Here is a 22851-nt window from a genome sequence, read left to right as displayed (position 1 = left end):
ACTTAATGCCGCGGAAGCGGTCCATATTGAAGACAAACACGAAAAACTCGACATTCTCCGAGGCGAGATTTTTCTTTGTGAAACAAATAGCTGACTTTAAATCACCGCCTCGGCTTTACTTCATTCCCACTGCTTTGATTTTGCTTCAGATTCTGAAATCTCCGCTCCGGAGAATATGGCGGAGCGTAGCTATTCTGCCACAACCGGTCGATTTTTCGCCGCAACTGTGGCGAGTCACATTGCGAGCCGATCTCGGGTTTGTTATCGGTTCCCTATGTTGAAGATCGTATATACACCCATTTTCATATGTGTTGTGGGAATGAGCTTCAGCCCGGCATTGGGCGCTGAGCCGTTCACCATCCAGGATGCCATCAACCAGGCGGTGAAGACCAATCCCGGTGTAGGGGAGGCCGCCGCCAACCGGCGGGCCACCGAAGCCGAGCTTCGCCAGTCCCAGGGTACGCTGCTGCCGCAGGTCCGGCTCGACGCGAGCGCCGGGCCGGAGATGCTCAAGCAATATGTCTCGCCGGCTCCGAGCAATAATGGCCGCTACCTGCGCGGCCGCGAGGCCGGCGTGGTGGTCCGTCAATTGCTGTTCGATGGCTTTTCGTCGATCAATGAAGTGTGGCGCCAGGCGGCGCGGGTCGATGCCGCCGCGTATCGCGTGCTGGAGCGAACAGAGCTGATTGGTCTCGATGCCGCCGAAGCCTATGTCGACGTGGTGCGCTACTCCAGGCTGGTCGCGCTGGCTGATAAGAACCTCAAGGTTCATCTCGAGCTGCGCAAGAACGTGCTGGCCCGTTTCCAGGGCGGCCGGGCCGGCGAGGGCGACACGCAGCAGGCCGAGGAGCGGGTCGCGGCAGCGCAGGCCGTGCTCGAAGAGTTCCGGCTCAGCCTGGAAGTGGCGCGGGCGAAGTACCGCAAGGTCGTCGGCGTGGAGCCTTATAACCTGCGCTTCCCGGGCCGGCTGTCCGACATGCCGCGGGACAAGGCGGAATCGCTCGACATCGCCTACAAGTTCAATCCGACCCTGCGCGCTGCCGCGGCGGATGTGACGGCTGCCAAGCGCGGCTTCGATGCCACGACCGGCACCTTCCTGCCGACGCTTTCGTTGGAAGGCCGCGCGACGACAGGCAAGGAATCGATCACCTACAACAATCGTTACGACGAGGTCAGCGGCAAGGTCGTTGCGTCCTGGGATATCTTCAACGGCGGTCAGAACAGCTGGCGCCGCGAGGAGGCCGCGCAGCGGATGATCCAGGAGCAGCAGAAGCATGCTCGGCTGCAGCGCGATGCGCTGGAGTCGATCGACAAGGCCTGGGCGGCCCGGATCATCACCGCTGATCGCGTCTCAGCTCTTGTCCGCGATGTCGAAGCGGCCCGCCGCACCTTCGTCGCCTACAACAAGGAGTATGAGCTCGGCCAGCGCACGTTGATCGATCTCCTGAACTCCCAGAACCAGTATTTCAACGCCAACGTGTCGCTGGTGTCGGCGCGCGGTGTGGTGGTGTTTGCGGACTACCAGCTGCTTGCCGCGATGGGCCAGATGCTGAACTACCTGAAGACCGGTCACCCCCCGGAGACCGAGCCGGTGGACACGCCGAGCGGCTTCATCGGCTACAGCCTGGCGCCCATTCGACTGCGCGCGCCGGCGCCGGGACCGCAGCCGCTGAGCTCTGCCGGCCCGGTGCCGCTGTTCGGACTGAATGATGGGACGCCGAAGCATCCCGCGCCGATTACCTTTGGCGATCGGTGGGCCTCGAGCGATCCCGAGGATGCGACGTTGTTTGTTACCTCCGGAAAGTACGGCGGATTTGCCCAGAGCCCCAACGGGCCCGCGTCGAAATAGCTGCAACTAACAAGAGCCGGCGCATCTCGCGCCGGCTTTTCACCATATGCATTTACTTTGCGCTGAGATTGTCGCGAAACACCCGTAAAAGTCTCGAAAAAGTCGGGTGCAGGCCAAAGAACTGGGCTAGAGCAAATTATTAGCAAGAAGCGATGGGTGCAGGCCCGCCTGGGTCGTTCGGCCAAATGGATTCCGAGGCGTTGTTGAATATTCGTCCGACAAGGTTCGAGCTCGAAGAGACGGCGCACGTGATGCCGCAGATGAGCACAGCCGCACCGGCAGCTGATCCTCTCAGCGACAGTCTGCTCTACCTCGCAGCTCATCACGGCCGCGCCTTGAGCCGCAGCGCGCTGCTGTCCGGACTGCCGCTCGACAGCGGCGTGCTCAGCATCGCGCTGTACGAGCGCGCCGCGCAGCGCGCCGGGCTCGAGGCGCAACTGGTCGAACGGCCGCTGAGCGAGATACCCGCGCTGGTGCTGCCCTGCGTGCTGATGTTTCACGACGGCACCACGCGCATCCTGCTGACGATCGACGAGGCCGCCGGCCGTCTCACCATCGTCGATCCCTCGCGCCGTGAACAGCCGGCGATCGAGCGCTTCGACGCGGTCGCGGCGCGATATGTCGGCTTCGCCTATCTGGTGCGGCCCGCCGCAGTCGTCGATCCGCGCGTGGCGGCGGCCGGCGAGGTGTCGAAGACGCACTGGTTCTGGTCGGTGGTCAGCCGCTTCGGCGCCAACTACGGCCATGTCGCGATCGCCGCATTCATCGTCAACATCCTGGCGCTGGCGGCGCCGCTGTTCACGATGAGCGTGTACGACCGGGTGATTCCGAATGGCGCGATCCCCTCGCTGGTCGCGCTCGGCGTCGGCCTCATGCTGGCCATCGGATTCGACTTCCTGCTCAAGGTGGTACGCAGCCGCATCATCGACATGACCGGAAAGAAGATCGACGTGGTGCTCGCCGCCAACATCTTCGAGCACGTGATGTCGCTGAAGATGGACAAGCGGCCGCCATCGGTCGGCATCCTCGCCAACCAGCTCCGCGACTTCGATTCGGTGCGCGAGTTCTTCACGTCCGGTACCGTGGTCTCGGCGACCGACATGCTGTTCGCGGTCGTTTTCATCATCGTGTTGTTCATCATCGCGGGTCCCATCGCCTGGATTCCGCTGCTGATGCTGCCGGTGATGATTGCCGTCGGGCTGCTGATCCAACGGCCGCTCGAACGCGCGATGCGGCAGATGCAGGCGCAATCCGCCGCGCGTCACGGCATCCTGGTGGAATCGCTGAACGGGATGGAGACAGTCCGCGCGGTCGCCGGCGAGAGCCGCGTGCAGACGGTGTGGGAGCGCTCGGTGGCGGCGCAGGCGCGCTCCAGCGAGGACGTCCAGTTCTGGGCGTCGATGGCGATGACCGCGGCGAGCGTCGCGAGCCAGTTCTGCAGCCTGCTGCTGGTCGTCGTCGGCGTGTTCCTGATCCTCGACGGCAAGCTCTCGGTCGGCGCGCTGGTGGCGGCCAACATGCTGTCGGGGCGCGTGCTCGGTCCGATCGCAGGCATCGCCGGCCTGATGACGCGCTTCACCCAGACGACGTCGGCGCTGCGCTCGATCGACCGGCTGATGTCGCTGGACCGTGAGCGTCCGCCGGAAAAGATCTACGTCGCGCGCGAGATCAACCAGGGCCGCATCCAGTTCAAGAATGTCAGCTTCTCCTATCCGGGAAGCCAGACCAAGGCGCTCGACAACGTCTCCTTCGACATCAAGCCGGGCGAGAAGATCGGCATCATCGGCCGCGTCGGCTCCGGCAAGACCACGGTCGGCCGTCTCGCGACCGCGTTCTATCCGCCGACCGAAGGCAGCATCCTGATCGACGGCATCGACATCCAGCAATACGATCCGGCCGATCTGCGCGCCGGCATCGGCTTCGTGCTGCAGGACACCGACCTGTTCTACGGCAAGCTGCGCGACAACATCACGCTCGGCCGCCCCGCAGCGACCGATGAGGAGGTGCTGGAGGCGGCGCGGCTCGCCGGCGTCGAGACCTTCATCGCGGGCCATCCGCAGGGCTATGAGATGATGATCGCCGAAGGCGGCCGCAGCCTGTCGGGCGGGCAGAAGCAGGCGATCGGGCTGGCGCGCGTGCTGATCCGTAAGCCGCGCGTGCTGTTCCTCGACGAGCCGACCGCGCATTTCGACGTTCGCAGCGAGGGCGAATTCCTCGAGCGCCTGAAGTTGCTGGCCAAGGGCGAGATGTCCATCATCGTCTCGACCCACCGGCCTTCGTTGCTGTCGCTGGTCGACCGCATCCTGGTGTTCGACTCCGGCAGGATCGTCGCCGACGGTCCGACCGCGCAAATCCTCACCATGCTGCGTCCGCAGCCGCCCGCAGCGGCGCCGGCCACGAGCCACGCGGGGAAGCCGGTCCAGGGGACGAGGTGACATGGCGCACAGCGATTTCGCGTTCTCCAACGACATCCGCGCCGCCGTCGAACTGCGCACGCCGAAGACGGCGCGGATGCTGCTGCTCGCCTCGCTCGGCCTGTTCTTCACCTTCCTGATCTGGGCGCATTTCGCCGTGCTCGACGAGGTCAAGCGCGGCAACGGCAAGGTCGTGCCGTCGCGCCAGACCCAGGTGGTGCAATCGCTGGAAGGCGGCATCATCGCCGATCTCCTGGTGCAGGAAGGCGCGATCGTCGACAAGGATCAGCCGCTGGCGCGGATTGAGGACACCAATTTTGCCTCGCAGTTCGGCGAGATCCGCGAGCGTCGCGGCGCGATGGCGGCCCGGGTGATCCGGCTCGCGGCGGAAACCGAGGGCCGTAGCCCGGTCGCGTTTCCCGATGACCTCGTCGCCGACGCCCCGCGCGCAGTCCAGAGCGAGCGCGCGGTGTTCGACGCCCATGCGCGCAAGCTCGCGCAGGATGTCGACGTGGTGCAGCAGCAGGAGCAGCAGAAGAGCAAGGAGATCGACGAGCTCAGGGCGACCGAGAAGCGCTTCTCGGAGACGCTGGCGCTGCTCAATCGCGAGCTGGGTCTGACCCGCAAGCTCTATGACCAGAAGGTGGTGCCCGAGATCGAGATGCTACGTGCCGACCGCCAGGCCACCGACATGCGCGGGCAACTCGCGGTGGTGCAGGCGAGCATCGTGAAGACCGAGGCCGCGGTGCAGGAGGCGCGCTCGCGCCGGCTCAACATCGTCACCGCCTTTCGCGCCCAGGCCGAAGACGATCTCGCGAAATCCCGCGGCGATCTCGCCGTGCTCGACGAGAACATCAAGTCGGCGCAGGACCGGGTACGGCGCACCGAATTGCGCTCGCCGGTGCGCGGCATCGTCAACAAGCTCAACGTCACCACCATCGGCGCCGTGGTCGCGCCGGGCGCCAGCCTGATGGAGATCACGCCGCTCGACGACACGCTGCTGGTCGAGGGCCGCATCCGTCCGCAGGACATCGCCTTCATCCGCCCCAACCACGAGGCGGTGGTCAAGCTCAGCGCCTATGATTCATCCGTGTACGGCTCGTTGCACGGGCGCGTCGAGCGCATCAGCGCCGACACGATCACCGACGAGAAGGGCGACAAGAACGAGCGCGGCGAGACCTTCTATCGCGTGATGGTGCGCACCGAGAAGAACCATCTCGGCACCGCCCAGCAGCCGCTTCCGATCCTCCCGGGCATGGTCGCGACCGTCGAGATCCTGACGGGCAAGAAATCGGTGCTGGACTATCTGGTCAAGCCCGCCCGCATGCTGCGCGACGAGGCGCTGCGCGAGCGCTGAGCAAGGAGCAGGGTGCCCGCGCTGGGTACGGGCTCCGCGCAGGCATGCGTGCCACCGGCGCCGCTGCGCTCATCCGGGCCCGCCCCGAGCGGCGGGCAGCGTTACCAGAATCTGAATCGTTCAAATGCGACACGGTTCGGTTGGCCTTGATTAGTCGCGTTCGCAGCTTGGCGGCGAACATCATTGCGGTTTAACCGGCCCGAAGCAGCGCCGGCCCTATCCCTGATCCGATAACGACCGGGACAGGGATCGACGCGATGACGTCGGCCGATGCCCCGGAGCATACGGGGCGTCACTGATGTTGCGGATCGATCGGCCGCGGGTTCTCCCGCGCGCGCTGGGGCTTGTGCTTGCCTTGTCGGTGGGGGCCGGTTGCGCCGGCGCCGCATTTGCCGAGACTTCAAACCGCAGGTCTGCGCAGGGCACTGCGGATAGCGCGCTGCCGGTGCCGCCGCCCGTCCGTTTCTTCACAATCAATGCCGTGCTTGCCAAGCATGACGGCCTGCGTCGCTCCGCCTCTGGACCCGTGGAAGTCGCATCGACCGATGCATCCGGGCGCGCCGGTATCGTCAGCGACGCCCCGCAGGCACCAGCGGTCGCGATGCCAAGCGACGAGCCGTTCGGCCTGATGACGTTCCGTGCCCCCGAGGGCGTGCTGTGGGTGAAATGGCGCGGCATCCAGGGCGCGATGGCAAGCGAGCGGATCTCGGTCGAACGTTGCAACGGCGACGACGCACGCTGCTCGGCGTCGGAGCGGATCTTCGTCGCGCTGACGCGGTCGGCGGCTGCGGCTGGCGACGGCCGCGCGCGCGCGGAAATGATCAATCGCGGCGTCAACCAGGCGGTGCGCTACGTCAGCGACGACCAGCAACACGGCGTGCCGGACGTCTGGAGTTCGCCATTGCAGACCTTGCGCAGCGGCCTCGGCGACTGCGAGGATTACGCGATCGCCAAATACGCGCTGCTGCTGGCGGCGGGAACGCCCGAATCGGATCTCAAGCTGCTGCTGGTCCGCGACCTCGCCGTGCGGCAGGATCACGCCGTCGTCGCCGTGCGGCTCGACGGCAAATGGTCCATGCTCGACAACCGGCGGGCCGCGCTGATGGAAGGCCGCGATCTGCAGTCGTTCATGCCGCTGTTCGCCATCGATCACCGCGGCGTCAGCCTGTTCGCGGCGCCCTATGCCGAGCGTCCGCACCACGAGAGCGAGAGCGACGTCGCGCCGGCGGCGGAAGCCGATATCGGTGGCGGCCGGGATCCGGGACGGCCGCTGCTGCTCTGAATGTCGCAGGCGGACGACTTGTAGCCGAAGTCGTTTGCGGTCTTAATGCGCGCAGGGAAGCTGGCGCGCAGGGGGCCGCAGTGAATATCAAGCAAGTCATGGTTTGCGGGGCATTGGCTCTGGCGGCGATCGGTGGATTCATCGGCCGCGCACAGGCTCACGCGGTGATGCTGCCGGGCGCTGCGTTTTCGATCGCCTGCGAGAATGGCGGCAGCTACATGCTGCGCTCACACCGCGTGCTTGCGCCGGGCGAGATCGTCACCGCACAGCTCTACCTCCATCCCCACCGCGCGATTCCGGTTCGTCTCGTCCCGATGGGCGACGGCTATCGCTATGCGGGCCGCGGGGTGTGGCTCGATGGCATCGGTGACCAGGCTTTGTTGTATTTCCGCAAATACGAACCGGTGGCCTGCGTCGTCAGTCGCATCTGAGGCAATCTGCCGCGACTTCAATCCTCTTCAAGAATAATTCCTGCCTTTCGCAAATAATTCGCGAGAGGCCGGTTCCATTTCGGCCGTTTGATGGCGGCAAGCTCTTATTCCCAACAGCGTGCGTGTTGTTCCCCGAGTATTGCGCAATCGAATAACTGCGAATTGGCAGTAATTCTGCAGGCCTCGCTTCCATTTATTCTTGTCGTTCAGGCAGCTCCGCCCCTTAGGCGGAAGCATAGGCACAGCCTTGTTTACCTTCGCAAATGCCGCTGCACTTGACTGCATTTACCCAAAGTCCCTAAAGTCTGATTAACAAGAACCGGTAATATTGACCCGTATTCTCGTTTAATAATAGTTTAACGATAGAAATGGGGCGCCACCAAAGCGCCCCATATTTGGAGGTTTTGGCGCATGAATGCTCCTGTCCTGCTGGCCCAGTTGACCGGCACGTCCACGCAGCCATCCAGCGCCTCGGCCAAGCACCTCAAGATCGGGAAGCCGCAGGGCAACCAAGCCGTCACGGTCCATCTCGACGGCCCGAACCAGATCGATTTCAGCGACATTGCCAGCGAGCGGCTGACCTTCGTCAAGATCGGCAACCGCCTGATCATCCTGTTCGATAATCAGTCGACGGTCTCGATCGACCCGGTTTTCGACACCAACGGCGCCCCGCTGAAGGACGTCAGCTTCGAAGTCGGCCCCGATCGAATCATCAATGGCGATCAGTTTGCCGAACTGTTTCCGATCACCACCGACCAGTCGGTGCTGCCGGCCGCGGGGACGCCCGGAGCGCCGGGCGTGCCTGCCGGCGCGAACTTCGGAACGTTCAAGGTCGACCCGCTGACTGTCGGCACGCCGCTGGGGCTCCTGGGAGCCGAAGACATCGGCACTCAATTCGGCGACAGGCCGGTCACGCCGAATCCGACGCCGATCGCCGGCGTTGCCGACAGCGTCGTGCTCAATGAGGACGGACTGTCCGAGGGCCGGCCCGGCGGCAGCGGCGACATCGGCGGCGTGGCGACGAGCTTCACCGGTTCGCTCAACGTCGACTTCGGCACCGACGTGATCGGCCGCGCCTTTGCGTTCGCGGCGTCGCAGCCCGGTCTCGCCGGACTGACCTCCGGCGGCCAGGAGGTGCATTTTGCGATCACCACCGTCAACGGCCAGCCGGAGCTGATCGGCTATATCGGCAGCGATCCCTCGATCGTCGCCAATCACGTCTTCACCGTCACGCTCGACGCCAACTCGACGATTGCTGGCACCTATACGGTCACGCTGCTGCAGCCGCTCGATCATCCGGTCTTCGGCACCGAAGACACGCTGAACCTCACCTTCAACGTCATCGCCATCGACGGCAGCGGCGACACCGCGCCGGTGACGATCGTGATCGGCATCAACGACGATTCGCCGGTCGCCGGCACCGTCGAGGCGATCAATGTCGCCGAGCACACCGGCGGCGGCAGTGAGGGCGGCGGGGAGAGCGAGCTCGGCGCCAAAATCGTGGGCGACGCCAAGCCCTCGGGCGGCGACGGCTTCGAGCCGACCACCGCGAGCGTGGACCTCCACATCGGCTGGGGCGCCGACAACGGCAACAGCAAGGTCGATGGCGGCTCCAACGGCACCGTGGTCGACGGCGACCGCTCGCTGGTGTTTGACGCGTCCGAGATCGCGACCCTGCAGGCGCTGGGCCTGACCTCGAACGGCGAGCCCATCTCCTACACGCTGTCGGCCAACGGCACCGAGATCATCGCGACGGCAGGTGAGGGCGAGGGCGCGCGCACCATCTTCAGCGTGTCGCTGTCCGACACCGGCTCCGGCAGCGCCACCTTCACGCTGTCCGACAACATCGACCACAACGGCGCCAACGACGCGTCGCTGCCGCTGACCTTCAAGGTGGTTGCAACCGACGCCGACGGCGACCCCGTCAACAGCGCCTTCACCGTCAACGTCGCCGATGACGGCCCGAGCTTCGGCGAGAAGCCGAGCTATTCGGTGGTCGACGAAGACGGCCTCGGCAATGCCGGCAACAGCTACGCCGACAGCCACGATGCCTATGGCGAGGACCTGACGGTCACCGATACGCTCGGAATCCGCTGGGGCTCCGACGACGCCAACAACAATGTCGACGGCGGCATCAACGGCGCGCCGGTCAACGGCGACCGCGCCGTCACCTTCGCCGCGAACGTGGTGGCCTCGCTCGAGGCGCAGGATCTCACCTCCGACGGCTTTGCCCTGCGCTATGACGTGTCGGCGAACGGCACCGTGCTGACCGCCTATCGCTACGATGCCGCGCACGAGACCTATGTCGATGCCAACGGCAAGCCGCTGGAAGGCGAGGGTCTGTCGGGCGCCGTGGTGTTCACGGTGTCGCTGTCAGACCAGGGCCACGGCTCCTACACCTTCGCGCTGTCGGGCAACCTGGATCACCCGGTGCACGGCACCGAGGACGACATCACCCTCAACATCGGATTCGTCGCCACCGATTCCGATGGCGATGCGATCACCGACACCTTCACGGTGAAGGTCAATGACGACGCGCCGACCTTCGGCGAGAAGCCGAGCTATTCGGTGGTCGACGAGGACGGCCTCGGTAACGCCGGCAACAGCTACAAGGACGACGGCGACGCCTATGGCGAAGACCTGAAGGTCACCGATACGCTCGGCATCCGTTGGGGCGCCGACAGCGCCAACAGCCATGTCGATGGCGGCATCGATGGCACGCCGGTCAACGGCGACCGCGCCGTGACCTTCGCGGCCGACGTGGTCGCGACGCTCGACGCCCAGAATCTCACCTCGAACGGCTTCGGTCTCACCTATGTCGTGTCCGAGAACGGCACGCTGCTGACGGCCTATCGCTTCGACGCCGAGCACGAGACCTATGTCGGCGCGGATGGCAAGGCGACGGATTCGGCCCATGCGACGGTGTTCACCGTGTCGCTGTCCGATCAGGACCACGGCTCCTACACCTTCGAGCTGAAAGGCAATCTCGATCACCCGGTGCACGGCACCGAGGACGACATCACGCTCAACATCGGCTTCGTCGCCACCGACTCGGACGGTGACGCGGTCACCGACAGCTTCACCCTGAAGGTCAACGACGACGCGCCGGTGTTCGGCGATGCGCCGAGTGCCGGCGTCGTCGACGAGGACGGCCTCGGCAATGCCGGCGACAGCTATCCGCACGGCAGCGACGTCGTGGGCGCCGATCTGACGGTGACCAGGTCGCTCGCGATCCTGTGGGGCGCCGATAGCGCCAACAGCCATGTCGACGGCGGCATCGATGGCGCCCCGGTCAAGGGTGATCGCGCCGTGACTTTCGCTGCCGACGCCGTGTCCTCGCTCGAGGAGCTGGGGCTGACGTCGAACGGAACGGCGCTGAGCTATCAGGTTTCCGAGAACGGCACGCTGCTGACCGCCTATCGCTACGACGCCGCCCACGAGACCTATGTCGACGCGAACGGCAAGCCGACGGAGGACCTCGCCAGCGCCACGGTGTTCACCGTGTCGCTGTCGGACCAGGACAACGGCTCCTACACCTTCAATCTCACCGGCAATCTCGATCACGCGGTCCACGGCAGCGAGGATAATCAGGGGCTGAATTTCAGCTTCGTCGCCACCGATTCCGACGGCGATGCGATCCACGGCAGCTTCAATGTCGAGGTCAACGACGACGCCCCGGTGTTCGGCGAGCGCGTCAGCTATTCCGTGGTCGACGAGGACGGTCTCGGCAATCCCGGCAACTCCTATGCGGACGGCAAGGACGCTGCGGGCGCCAATCTGACGGTGACCGATTTCCTCGGCATCCGCTGGGGTGCCGACAGCGCCAACAGCCATGTCGACGGCGGCATCAACGGGGCGCCGGTGAACGGCGACCGCGCCGTGACCTTCGCCTCCGACGTGATCTCGACGCTCACCGCACAGCATCTGACGTCGAACGGCGTGGCGCTGAGCTACACCGTGTCAGCCGATGGCACGCTGCTGACGGCCTACCGCTACGATGAAGCCCATCACACCTATGTCGACGGCCAGGGCCATGCAACCGGCGATCCGGCCAAGGCCGCGGTGTTCACGGTGTCGCTGTCCGACCAGGGGCAGGGGTCCTACAGCTTCACGCTGATCGACAACATCGATCATCCGGGCCACAATACCGAGGACGACGTCACGCTCACCCTCGGCTTCGTCGCCACGGATTCGGATGGCGATGCGGTCTCCGACACCTTCAAGATCAAGATCAACGATGACGCGCCGGTGCTGAACCGGGAGATTGCGACTGGCGTGGTCGATGAGGACGGGCTTGCCACCGGGCTCGCGGGCGGGCCTGGCGACGTTCCCGGCCAGAACACCGTCGCAACGGGTGCTCTCGGCATCTCCTGGGGCGCCGACAGCGCCAACAATCTCGGCAATGTCGGGATCACCGGTGCGTCACCGGTGAACGGCGACCGCGCCGTCACCTTCGCCTCCGACGCCACCTCCTCGCTCGCCGCGCAGCACCTGACGTCGAACGGCGTCGCGTTGTCCTACGCCGTCAGCGAAGGCGGCACGCTGATCACGGCCTACCGCTTCGACGGACAGCATTACATCGACGGCAACGGCAACTGGACCAGCAACAAGGCCAATGCCGCCGTGTTCACGGTGAAGCTGTCCGATCTCGATTCGGGCTCCTACACCTTCACGCTGCTCGACAATCTCGACCACCCGGTGCCCAACACCGAGGACAGCATTGCGCTGACTCTGAAATACGTCGCCACCGATTCCGACGGCGATCAGATCGGCGGCACGTTCAAGGTCAGCGTCAACGACGACAGCCCGGAGGCGCATACCGGGACGGCCAAGAGCATCAACGAAGCCGATCTCAACGCCGGCGGCGGCGATTGCGGCCCCGATTTCGGCGGTCATGATGGCGGCAGCCATGATCCCCAGGTGACCGGCGCGCTCAACATCAAATGGGGTGCCGACAACAACGACAACGGCGCAGCCGATCGCTCGGTCCGCTTCACCAACACGTCCAACGCCGCCGCCGACGTCCATGTGACCAACGGCAGCGATGTCGGTCTCAGCGGCCTGACGTCGGACGGTCAGCAGGTGAAATACGCCTTCGATCATGGCGTGCTGGTCGGTTACACCGGCAACAGCCTCAATTCCGGTCAGCGCGTGTTCGAGGTCTCGCTCGATGACGACGGCACCGGCACCTACACCTTCAAGCTGCTCGGCAATCTCGATCATCCGGCGGGGCAGGGCAGCAACGTCGTCAAGCTGACCTTCGACTACACTGCGACCGATTCCGACGGCGATGCGAGCAGCAGCACCTTTACCGTCACCGTCGTCGACGACGTCCCGACGATCGGGCACGCCGAGAGCGAGACGGTCAGCGAATCCAACCTGCCGACCGATCTCTACGACGTCGTTTTCCCGGATTCGCCGTACTCGACCGTGCAGACCGGGCATCTCGCGATTTCCTGGGGCGCCGACGACAATGATTCCGGCGCGACCAACAACCGCTCGGTGGCGTTCTTCAATACGACCGCACCGGACGGGCTGACGTCGAACGGCTATGCGGTCAGCTATGTGGTCTCGTCCGACGGCACCACGCTGAGCGCGGTCACCACCGACCACCGCATTGTTTTCACCGTCACGCTGAGCGATGACGGCGACGGCAGCTACAAGTTCACGCTGCTCGACAACCTCGACCATGGCAAGTCGGGTGCCGACAGCCTGGCGCTGAGCTTCGGCTTCAAGGCCACCGATTCCGACGGCGACAGCGCCACCAGCAGCTTCACGGTTGCGGTGACCGACGACGTGCCGACCGTCGGCTGCGCCGAGGACGAGACCGTCAGCGAGGCCAATCTGCCGACCGACGGTTACGACACGAGCCACCCGGATGCGTCGAACTCGACCGTCCAGACCGGCAGCCTCGCCATTTCCTGGGGCGCCGACGACAACAATACGGGTGTCGGGCACAACCGCGCGGTGGCCTTCACCACCGTCGCCGGCGCCACGGGCCTGACCTCCGACGGCTCGGCGATCAGCTACACGATCTCCGGCGACGGCACCTTGCTGACGGCAGTCACCGCGGATCACCGCACCGTCTTCACCATCCAGCTGTCCGACACTGGCGACGGTAGCTACAAGTTCACGCTGTACGACAACATCGACCACCCGGCGTCCGGCCAGAACGGCACCAGCCTGCCGCTGACCTTCGGCTTCAAGGCCACCGATTCCGACGGCGACAGCGTCAGCAGCAGCTTCAAGGTCACCGTGGTCGACACCGCGCCGGTGGCGGCGGCCGGTGATGCCAGGACCGTCGACGAGGACGATCTGCCGAGCGGCACCGATTCTTCCAAGGAGTCGACCTCGGTCAGCGGCGACCTCAACATCAACTGGGGCTCCGACGACAGCAACAAGACCGCGGGCGGCGGGCTCGGCGACCGCTCGGTCACCTTCCGCTACACCAGCGCCGGCGCGAATGTCGACGCCGAGGACAGCGCGGGCCACAATCTGACGCTGACGTCGGACGGCCAGACGGTGAAGTACAGCTTCGAGAACGGCGTGCTGGTCGGCTACACCGGCAGCGATCTCGCTCACGGCACCCGCGTGTTCGAAGTGTCGCTGAGCGACCAGAACGACGGCTCCTACAGCTTCAAGCTGCTCGGCACCCTGGATCACCCCGCCGGCAGCGGCGAGAACATCGTCAAGCTGTCCTTCAGCTTCACGGCGACCGACGGCGACGGCGACACCTCCAGCAACAGCTTCACCGTTTCGGTCAAGGACGACGTGCCGGTGCTCGGTTCGGCGGGCGCGGCGACGCTGACCGAGAACACCACGGGATCCGCCGGCGCCGAGGTGTTCCAGACCCAGACTGCGGCCAATGTCGCGCTCAACATCAATTGGGGCGCCGACGACAACAATTCGGGCGCGGCCAATCGCAGCGTGGCGTTCGACAGCGCGATCCATACCGGCGATGTGGTCAAGACCACCGGCGCGGGCAGCCCGACCCTGACCTCGAACGGCACGGCGGTGCAGTTCATCCGTGTGTCGGACACCGAGATCTGGGGCGTCGCCAACGACAATGGCGGCCAGCTCACGACGAACGACCGCAAGGTGTTCCACATCACGCTGTCCGACAATGGCTCCGGCAGCTACACCTTCGAGCTCCTGGACAATGTCGATCATGTCGGCTCGGGCCAGACCAACGCACTGGCGTTGAAGCTCGGCTTCACCGCGACCGACGCCGACGGCGATACCGCCTCCGGCGGCAACTTCACCGTCACCATCAACGACGACAACGGCAGGCCCGCGATCGGCACGGCCGATGCCGGGACCGTCGACGAGGACGGTCTTTCCGGCGGCAACACCGGACCGGCCACCGGCGACGTCGCCGGCGCCAATGTCACGGCCAACGGTTCGCTGGCGATCTCATGGGGCGCCGACGACAACAACAGCGGCAGCGTGAATCGCGCGGTCGCGTTCAGCGGCATCACCAACGGTCAGAACGCGACCTCGGACGCGGGCTTGCTGACGGTCGACGGCGTCCAGGTCAAGCTCTGGGTCGTCGGCACTACGGTCTATGGCTACACCGGCAGCAATCCGACCAACGGCAATCCGCCGTCGACGGCCAGCCAGGTGTTCAAGGTCTCGCTCGATGATTCCGGCGCGGGCAGCTACAGCTTCACGCTGCTGAAGCATGTCGATCATCCGGCCGGCCAGAACGAGAACGACGTCAAGCTGACCTTCGGCTTCACCGCCACCGATGCGGATGGCGACAGCGCCAGCTCGTCATTCGCGGTGACGATCGACGACGACACCCCTGTCGCGACCGCGGCGGTGCTGAGAGCCAGTGTCTACGAGAGCGAGCTGCCGAACGGCACGGTGGTGACCGCCACCGGCAACCATGGCGGCGACCTCAACGGGGACGGCAACGGCAACGATTCCTACTTCACCGGCAATCTGAGCTCGCTGGTGTCATTCGGCGCCGACAAGCCCGGCACCTATACGGTCGAAAAGACCAACCTCGCGCCCGAGCTGCTGTCGCTGACGTCGGGCGGCGTGGCGTTGACCTACAGCATCGGCGCCGACAACACGCTGATCGCCAAGGCTGGCAGCGTCACGATCTTCGAGTTCCAGGTCGACGCCAACACCGGCCAGTACTCGTTCCGTCTGAAGGGCGCGCTGGACCACGTCGGCACCGGCCATGACAACACGCTGACGCTCGATCTGTCGACGGCGGTGACCGCCACCGATTCGGACGGCGATTCCGTCGCGCTGCACGACCAGATCATCATCACGGTCAACGACGACGCCCCGCAGTCACAGGATGTCGACACCGTCGCCGTCTCGGAGGCGGCCGGCAATGTCTCGACCGGCGCGGTCGATCTGCGCATCACCTACGGAGCCGACGGCGACAGCTCCGGTCCGTCGGTGACCTTCTTCGGCGCGTCGCCGGTCCGCGTCTACGATGCGGCCAATCACCAGCTCTCCGGGCTGACCTCGCTCGGCTTCGGCCTGACCTATGTGATGTCGGCGGATCATACGACGCTGACCGCCTATCGCATGAGCGGTGGCAGCTACATCGGCCAGAACGGCCTGGTGACGGGCAACGCCGCCGATGCAGCGGTGTTCACGGTAACGCTGTCGGAAGCCGGCACCGGCTCCTACAACTTCATTCTGCTGCAGCCGCTCGATCACCCCGCGCCGATCGGCACCTCGGCCGCTGCCGACCAGTATCTCGACCTCAACTTCGCGTTCGCGGTCGAGGATCGCGACCACGACGTCTTCACCAACAATTTCACCATCCGGGTCGATGCCGCGGGCACCGTGACGACAACGCGCTATGACGCGCCGAACTCGCCGGTGTTCATCAATCTCGGCGACAGCTCGGCGACGGTTCTCGGCGAGACGGTCGGCGCCCACAGCGTGACCGACCGTGCCGCGGTGACCGACAAGGTCGTCGGCACCGACAAGCTGGGCGGCGTGACCGAGGCCCACGGTTCCGGCGGCGACGACATCCTGGTCGGCGGCAGCGGCGCCGATGCGCTGTATGGCGGTGCTGGCAACGATGTCATCAAGGGCGGGGCAGGCGACGACCGGCTGTTCGGCGGCGCCGGCAACGACACCTTCCTGTACACCGTTGGCGACGGCAGCGACGTCGTCGACGGCGGCTCGGAGTCCGGCGCGGCCTATCCGAACTACGACGTGCTCGCGATCACCGGCGATGCCAATGCCCGCAATTTCACCATCGGCAAGACCTCGACCGGCACCGAGATCAATCCGACGCTGAACGACCCCTCGGCCAGCAACGCCACCGACATTCTGGTGCGCTACGACGGTCCGAACGGCGCGACCATCCGCGCCGACGAGATCGAGCGCATCACCATCACCGGCGGCACCGCCAGCGACACGGTGACGATCACCGATATCAGCGGCACCGCGATCGCGCCGTCGACCATCGTGTTCAACGGCGGCTCCGGCAACGACACGCTGGATCTTGTCCGGTTTGCCGGCAACACCAGCGTCGTGTCCGACGGCGGCGCCGACAGCGACACCGTCAAGTTCGGTTTCAAGTTTGCCGACGCGACCTACACCAAGGTGTTCGCGGCGGACGGCGTGACGCTGATCGGCGTGCAGGTCACCCACAACGGCCTGACCGACACGTTTACCAACTACGAGAGCTTTGCCTTCACCGACGGTACGCGCACGCTGACCGGCGTCTTCAACACGCCGCCGGTGGCGCACGACGATGTGGTGCAAGCGAGCGAAGACAGCCCGCTCACGGTCAACGCGCTGCTCAGCCTTCTCAACAACGACACCGACGTCGACAACAACACCTTGACCGTCACCGGCGTGTCGAACGCGACGCATGGCTCGGTGTCGCTGAGCAACGGCAACCCGGTGTTCACGGCGGACAAGAACTTCTCCGGCGTTGCCGGCTTCGACTACACGGTCAGCGACGGCGATGGCGGCACCGCGACCGCGCATGTCACGGTCGACGTCGCGCCGAAGGCCGACTCGCTGACGCTGAGCTTCATGGACCTCGGCCCGGCCTCGGGCGCCGAGGATCAGACGATCGACCTGAAGCTCATCAGCGCCGCCGTCACCGATACCGACGGCTCCGAAAGCGTGCGGCTGCTGATTTCGGGCTATCCGGCCGGGGCGACCTTCTCGGTCGGCCATGCGGGAACCGGCGCCGACGCCGGCAAATGGGTGATCGACGACGCTGCAGCGATTGCCGCGTTCGACAGCCATCCGCTGCAGGTCACGCCGCCCGCAAACTACAACGGCACGTTCTCATTGTCGGTCGTCGCCGAGGTCGCCGACCACGCCACGTTGTCGGACGGCAACGTCCATACCGATGTCGCCAACACCGCGCTGCAGACGATCGACGTCACGGTCACCCCGGTCAACGACGCGCCGCAGATCCATGCGCCGGCGCAGGTGACGACGAACGAGGATACGCCATTCGCCTTCACCGGCGCGAACGCGTTCACCTTCTCCGATGCGGACGGCGACGTCGTCGAGTTCGTGCGGTTCGACATCTCCGGCGGTACGCTATCCGTTCCGTCACTCGGCGTCATCGACGCCAGCCAGACGCTCACGATGAGCGGGTTCAAGATCAGCGATCTGAACACCTATCTGGCCTCCGCCGTGTTCACGCCGACCGCCGACAACGACACGACGGGATCGGTCACGATCACCATCAACGACAACGGCAATACCGGCAGCGGCGGCAATCTCAGCGCGACGCAGACGATCACGATCAACATCAATCCGATCGAAGATGCCCCCACGGCCGTGGATGACACAGCCAGCGTGAACGAGGACACGACGCTGACGGTGTCCAATCCGGTGCAGGGCGTTCTGCACAACGATCGCGACCCGGACACGGGCGACACGCTGAGCGTGGTGCCGGGCGACTTCACGACGGCCAAGGGCGGCACCATCCACTTCAATGCCGACGGCACCTATGTCTACAAGCCGAAGGCCGATTTCTACGGCGCGGATACCGTGGACTACACGGTGCGTGACGCGGCCGGACAGACGGACACCGGCACGCTGACGATCAACGTGGCGCCGGTGAACGATGCACCCGAGGTCCACGCCCCGACGCACGTGACCGCCAATGAAGGCGCCGGGTTCGCTTTCACCGGCGCCAACGCGATCACCTTCTCCGACGCGGACGGCGATGTCGTCGAGTCCGTGAGGTTCGATATCTCCGGCGGGACGTTCTCGATCCCGTCTCTCGGCGTCTTCGACGCCAGCCAGACGCTCACGATGAGCGGGTTCAAGATCAGCGATCTGAACACCTATCTGGCCTCCGCCGTCTTCACGCCGAACAGCGACCATCCGGGGTCGGTCACGATCACCATCAACGACAACGGCAATGTCGGCGGCGGCAATCTGAGTGCCACGCAGACGGTCAGCGTCGAGGTCATCCCCGCCAACCACCCGCCGGTGGCGAACTCCGACACCAACGCGGTGCTCGAGGATGGCAGCCTCAACATCTCGGCGGCGAATGGCGTCATCCGCGGCTCGACCGGCGGCTCGGCCGCGGATAGCGACGTCGACACCCCCGTCAGCTCGCTCGTCGTCTCGGGCGTCGTCGCCGGCACCGGCAGCGTGACGCAAGGGGCGGGCGTCGGCACCTCGATCGAGGGCACCTACGGCCATCTGACGCTGAATTCGGACGGCTCCTATACCTATGTCGCCGACAAGTCCGATGCGCTGGCCGCAGGCGTCAACGCGATCGACACCTTCACCTATACCGACAAGGACCCGTCGGGCGCCGTGTCGAACACCGCGACGCTGAAGATCACGGTCACGGGCGTCAACGACGCGGCCGTGATCAGCGGCGATGCCACCGGCACGATCGCCGAGGAGGGCGGCATCGCCAACAGCCAGAGCAGCCCGCTCTACGGCATCGCCCGCGGCGACCTCAACTCGACCGACGTCGACGGTCACAACGACGTGTGGCAGGCGGCCTCTTCGAACACGGCCAATGGCTACGGCTGGTTCGACATCGGCAGCGACGGCAAGTGGACCTACGGGCTCTACAACAACAATCCGACCGTCCAGGCGCTGAAGGAAAACCAGACCACGCTGACCGACAGCTTCACGGTCTACACCGAGGACGGCACCGCCAAGACGGTGACGATCCAGATCATCGGCAACAATGACGCGCCGACCCTGCAGAACGCGCTGGCCGACCGCAGCTCGGCGGAAGACCAGCCGTTCAGCTTCGCCATCCCGTCCAACACCTTCGCCGACGTCGATGGACGCTTCGACGGCAGCAATGGTCCGCTGACCTTGTCGGCGAACCTGAGCGACGGCAGCGCCCTGCCGGCGTGGCTGCACTTCGACGCGACGACGGGTACCTTCAGCGGTACACCGCCGGCGAATTTCGCCGGCGCCATCAACGTCACAGTCTATGCCAGCGACGGCGAGTATGCCGCCTCGGATGCCTTCACGCTGACGATCACGCCGGTCAATGACGGCGCTGCGACGGTGACCGTGTCGGGCACGGCGACGCAGGGCCAGACGCTGACCGCCAATCTCGGCAGCGATCCGGATGGCGCCGCGTCGAACGTCGTCTATCACTGGCTGCGGGACGGCGCCGTCATCAACGGCGCGACGGGCTCGACCTACACGCTGGGGTCCAACGACGTCGGCCACAAGATCTCGGCCAACGTCACCTACACCGACGGCCAGGGCTTTGCCGAGAACGTGACCAGCGGCCAGACCGGCTCGGTCACCGCGCCGAACCACGCGCCGACCTTCGGGGCGGGCACGACCACGGCGAGCGTCACCGAGGACGCCTCGTATGCGGCGCCGACCGGCAACCTGATCCAGAACGGCTCGTTCGGCTACTACAACGGCAACTTCTATACGCTGGATGCGTGGACGGTCGGGGGCGCCCATGCCGTCACCGTCGTGGGCGGCCGCACCGACGGCGGCTCGGCCGATTTCTACGGCGCATCGAGCTCGATGAGCCAGACCATCAGCACCGTCGTCGGCATGACCTATACCGTCGACTTCTACGTCATGACCTACGGCACGGCCGTGACATCGGCTGTCGACGGAACGACCATTCTGACGACGAGCGCGTGGAACCTCGGCTGGACGGAGCAGACCTACCAGTTCACGGCAACCTCGACGTCGACCACCATCAAGTTCGCGAGCGCGGGCGGCGCGGTCATCGACGACATTTCGGTGCAACCGAGCACGGCCCTGACGCCGGGCGTAGAGAAGGCGTCCGGCGCGATCGCCTTCACCGATGTGGACGGCGACGCCCAGACGGTGACCACCACGACCCCGGCGGGCAGCAACTACTACGGCTCGTTCAACGCCACGGTCGACAATACCGGTCATAAGATCAACTGGACGTTCAGCGTCAACGACGCCGACATCCAGTCGCTGCGCGCCAGCGACCACATCGATCAGGTTTACACGGTGAAGATCGACGACGGCCATGGCGGGACGACGATGCAGACCGTCACCGTCACGGTGAACGGCGTCAACGATGCGGCGTCGATCACCGGAACGGCAAGCGGGACGGTCAAGGAGGACGGCACGCTCACGGCCGGCGGCACCCTGACGGTTGCCGACGTCGACAGCGGCGAAGCCCAGTTCCAGACGCCGGCGTCGCTGGCAGGGACGTATGGCACCTTCACCTTCAATGCGGCGACCGGGGCCTGGGGCTATACGCTGAACAACTCGGCGGCCAACGTGCAGGCGCTCAACAATGGCGACGTCAAGCACGACACGCTGACGGTGAAGTCGGTCGACGGCACGGCCAGCCAGGTCATCGACGTGACCATCAACGGCACGAATGAGCCCGCGCCGCTGTCGGTTGTGGACACCACGAGTGCCGATGGACGCTATGCGCTGTCGAAGAACATCGACTCGCCGAACGTCATCAGCCTGGATGCGGCGACGCTGTTCTCAGGCGGAACGGGGACGGTCACCTACACCTACAGCCTCGTCTACAGCTCGACCGGCGACGACAGCTGGATCCACCGGACCGGCAATCAGTTCACCGGAGATCCGAACAACAACGACGCGGGCCTGTACGTCTACAAGGTCACGGCCACCGATTCGGTGTCGTCCGTGTCGACCTATCTGGCCTTCAACGCGCTCGACAATGGCGCCTTCAATCTCACCATCAACTCGCTGTCGGACAAGTCCTATGTGACCGGCTCGGCACCTTGGCTGTCCGGCTACAGCGCCAATGACGGCGACGCGATCACCGCCACGGTCGACAACCCGCTCGAGGCCAACGCCAACGGTGGCTACGACGTGATGATCGGGTCGAGCGGCGGCAACAACTTCAATGGCGGCGCCGACGATGACGGCATCTACGGCCTCGGCGGCAACGACACGCTGCTCGGCGGCGCCGGCAACGACTACATCAATGGCGGCGCCGGCAACGACTCGATCCGGGGCGGCAGCGGCAACGACGTCACGATCGGCGGCTCGGGCAACGACACCTTCTACTGGGGCGTCAATGACGGCGTCGACATCGTCGACGGCGGCACTGGCACTGATACGTTCGTCATCGAGGGGACGTCGTCGCAGGATCTGATCTACGTCACGTTGGCCGGCGGCGTCATCACCGACGTCAACGGAACCAAGCTCAGCAATATCGAGGCGGTGACCGCCGATCTCGGCGGCAGCAGCAGTGACACGCTGACCTATATCACCAGCGATGACGTGACGGTCAATCTCGGAGCCGGCACCGCCACCGGCTTCAGCTCGATCGCCAACATCGAGCGCGTGACCGGTGGCTCGGGCGACGACATCCTGATCGGCAGCAGTGCTGCCAACACGATCAATGGCGGCGACGGCGACGACATCATCCGCGGCGGTGGCGGCAACGACACCATGGACGGCGGGGCAGGGATCGACCTGCTCGATTTCTCCGACGCGACGGCCGGCTTTACGTTGACGCTGACTCAGAGCTCGACCGCCACGAACGTGTCCATTCCCGGTCTCGGCACGGACAGCTACAAGAATATGGAAGGCGTGATCGGATCGAACTACAATGATACGATCATCGGGTCGGGCAGCGCTGACGTTCTCATCGGCGGCGCCGGCTCCGACCAGCTCACCGGCAACGGCGGTTCGGATACGTTCAAGTGGAACGCCGGTGACCTGGCCGGCGGCGGCCTCGACACCATCCTGGACTTCCAGACGGGCACCTCCGGCGACGTCATCGACCTCTCCGGCCTGCTGGCGAGCGTGTCCGGCAACCACGCCGACGCGGTGCGCTTCGTCGACGGCGGCGGGCACTCCAGCCTCGCCTCGGCCAATGGCAGCGGCGTGCTGAACAACGGCGACCTGACGCTGCAGGTCAATACCGGCTCCGGCTGGACCAATGTGGCGACCATCAAGGACACCGGCACCAACCTCACGGGCGGCGACGACGTCATCAAGATGATCCTCGACAACAGCCACGCCCAGACGCAGGTCCACGTCTGATCCCGGCCGGCGTCGGACGAGCAAAAGGGCCGCCGATGAGGCGGCCCTTT

General features: G+C 65.3%; 6 protein-coding genes. All 6 read left to right on the top strand.

Annotation, left to right across the window (positions count from 1 at the left end):
- The first annotated feature begins 319 nt into the window (after positions 1-319).
- The 6 genes from ACQR2C_RS05445 (at position 320) to ACQR2C_RS05420 (ending at position 22801) form a co-directional block, all read left to right on the top strand.
- Positions 320-1849 carry a TolC family outer membrane protein gene (locus tag ACQR2C_RS05445; protein ID WP_315801022.1) on the top strand — a complete coding sequence of 510 codons (1530 nt, stop codon included), beginning with the start codon at positions 320-322 and terminating at the stop codon, positions 1847-1849.
- A 251-nt stretch (positions 1850-2100) separates the two neighbouring features.
- The gene (locus ACQR2C_RS05440) at positions 2101-4284 is read left to right on the top strand and encodes a type I secretion system permease/ATPase (RefSeq protein WP_434880769.1); all 2184 of its coding nucleotides are present in this window, start codon (positions 2101-2103) and stop codon (positions 4282-4284) included.
- A gap of 1 nt (position 4285) precedes the next feature.
- Positions 4286-5620, top strand: a complete 1335-nt coding sequence (locus ACQR2C_RS05435; protein WP_315801020.1) for an HlyD family type I secretion periplasmic adaptor subunit — start codon at positions 4286-4288, stop codon at positions 5618-5620.
- A gap of 601 nt (positions 5621-6221) precedes the next feature.
- On the top strand, positions 6222-6902 hold the full coding sequence (locus ACQR2C_RS05430; RefSeq protein WP_434880653.1) for a transglutaminase-like cysteine peptidase: 681 nt from the start codon (positions 6222-6224) through the stop codon (positions 6900-6902).
- A gap of 113 nt (positions 6903-7015) precedes the next feature.
- Complete coding sequence (locus tag ACQR2C_RS05425; protein ID WP_434880652.1) at positions 7016-7333, top strand: hypothetical protein; 318 nt, start codon at positions 7016-7018, stop codon at positions 7331-7333.
- A gap of 411 nt (positions 7334-7744) precedes the next feature.
- Positions 7745-22801: a VCBS domain-containing protein gene (locus tag ACQR2C_RS05420; RefSeq protein WP_434880651.1), complete on the top strand. Its 15057-nt coding sequence runs from the start codon at positions 7745-7747 to the stop codon at positions 22799-22801.
- The last annotated feature ends 50 nt before the right edge of the window (positions 22802-22851 follow it).

Origin of the sequence: Bradyrhizobium sp. HKCCYLRH3061, from assembly GCF_051168015.1 — a bacterium.
Lineage (GTDB): Bacteria > Pseudomonadota > Alphaproteobacteria > Rhizobiales > Xanthobacteraceae > Bradyrhizobium.
The sequence above is the reverse complement of the archived record's forward strand: the minus strand, read 5'-3'. Positions and strand labels throughout refer to the sequence as shown.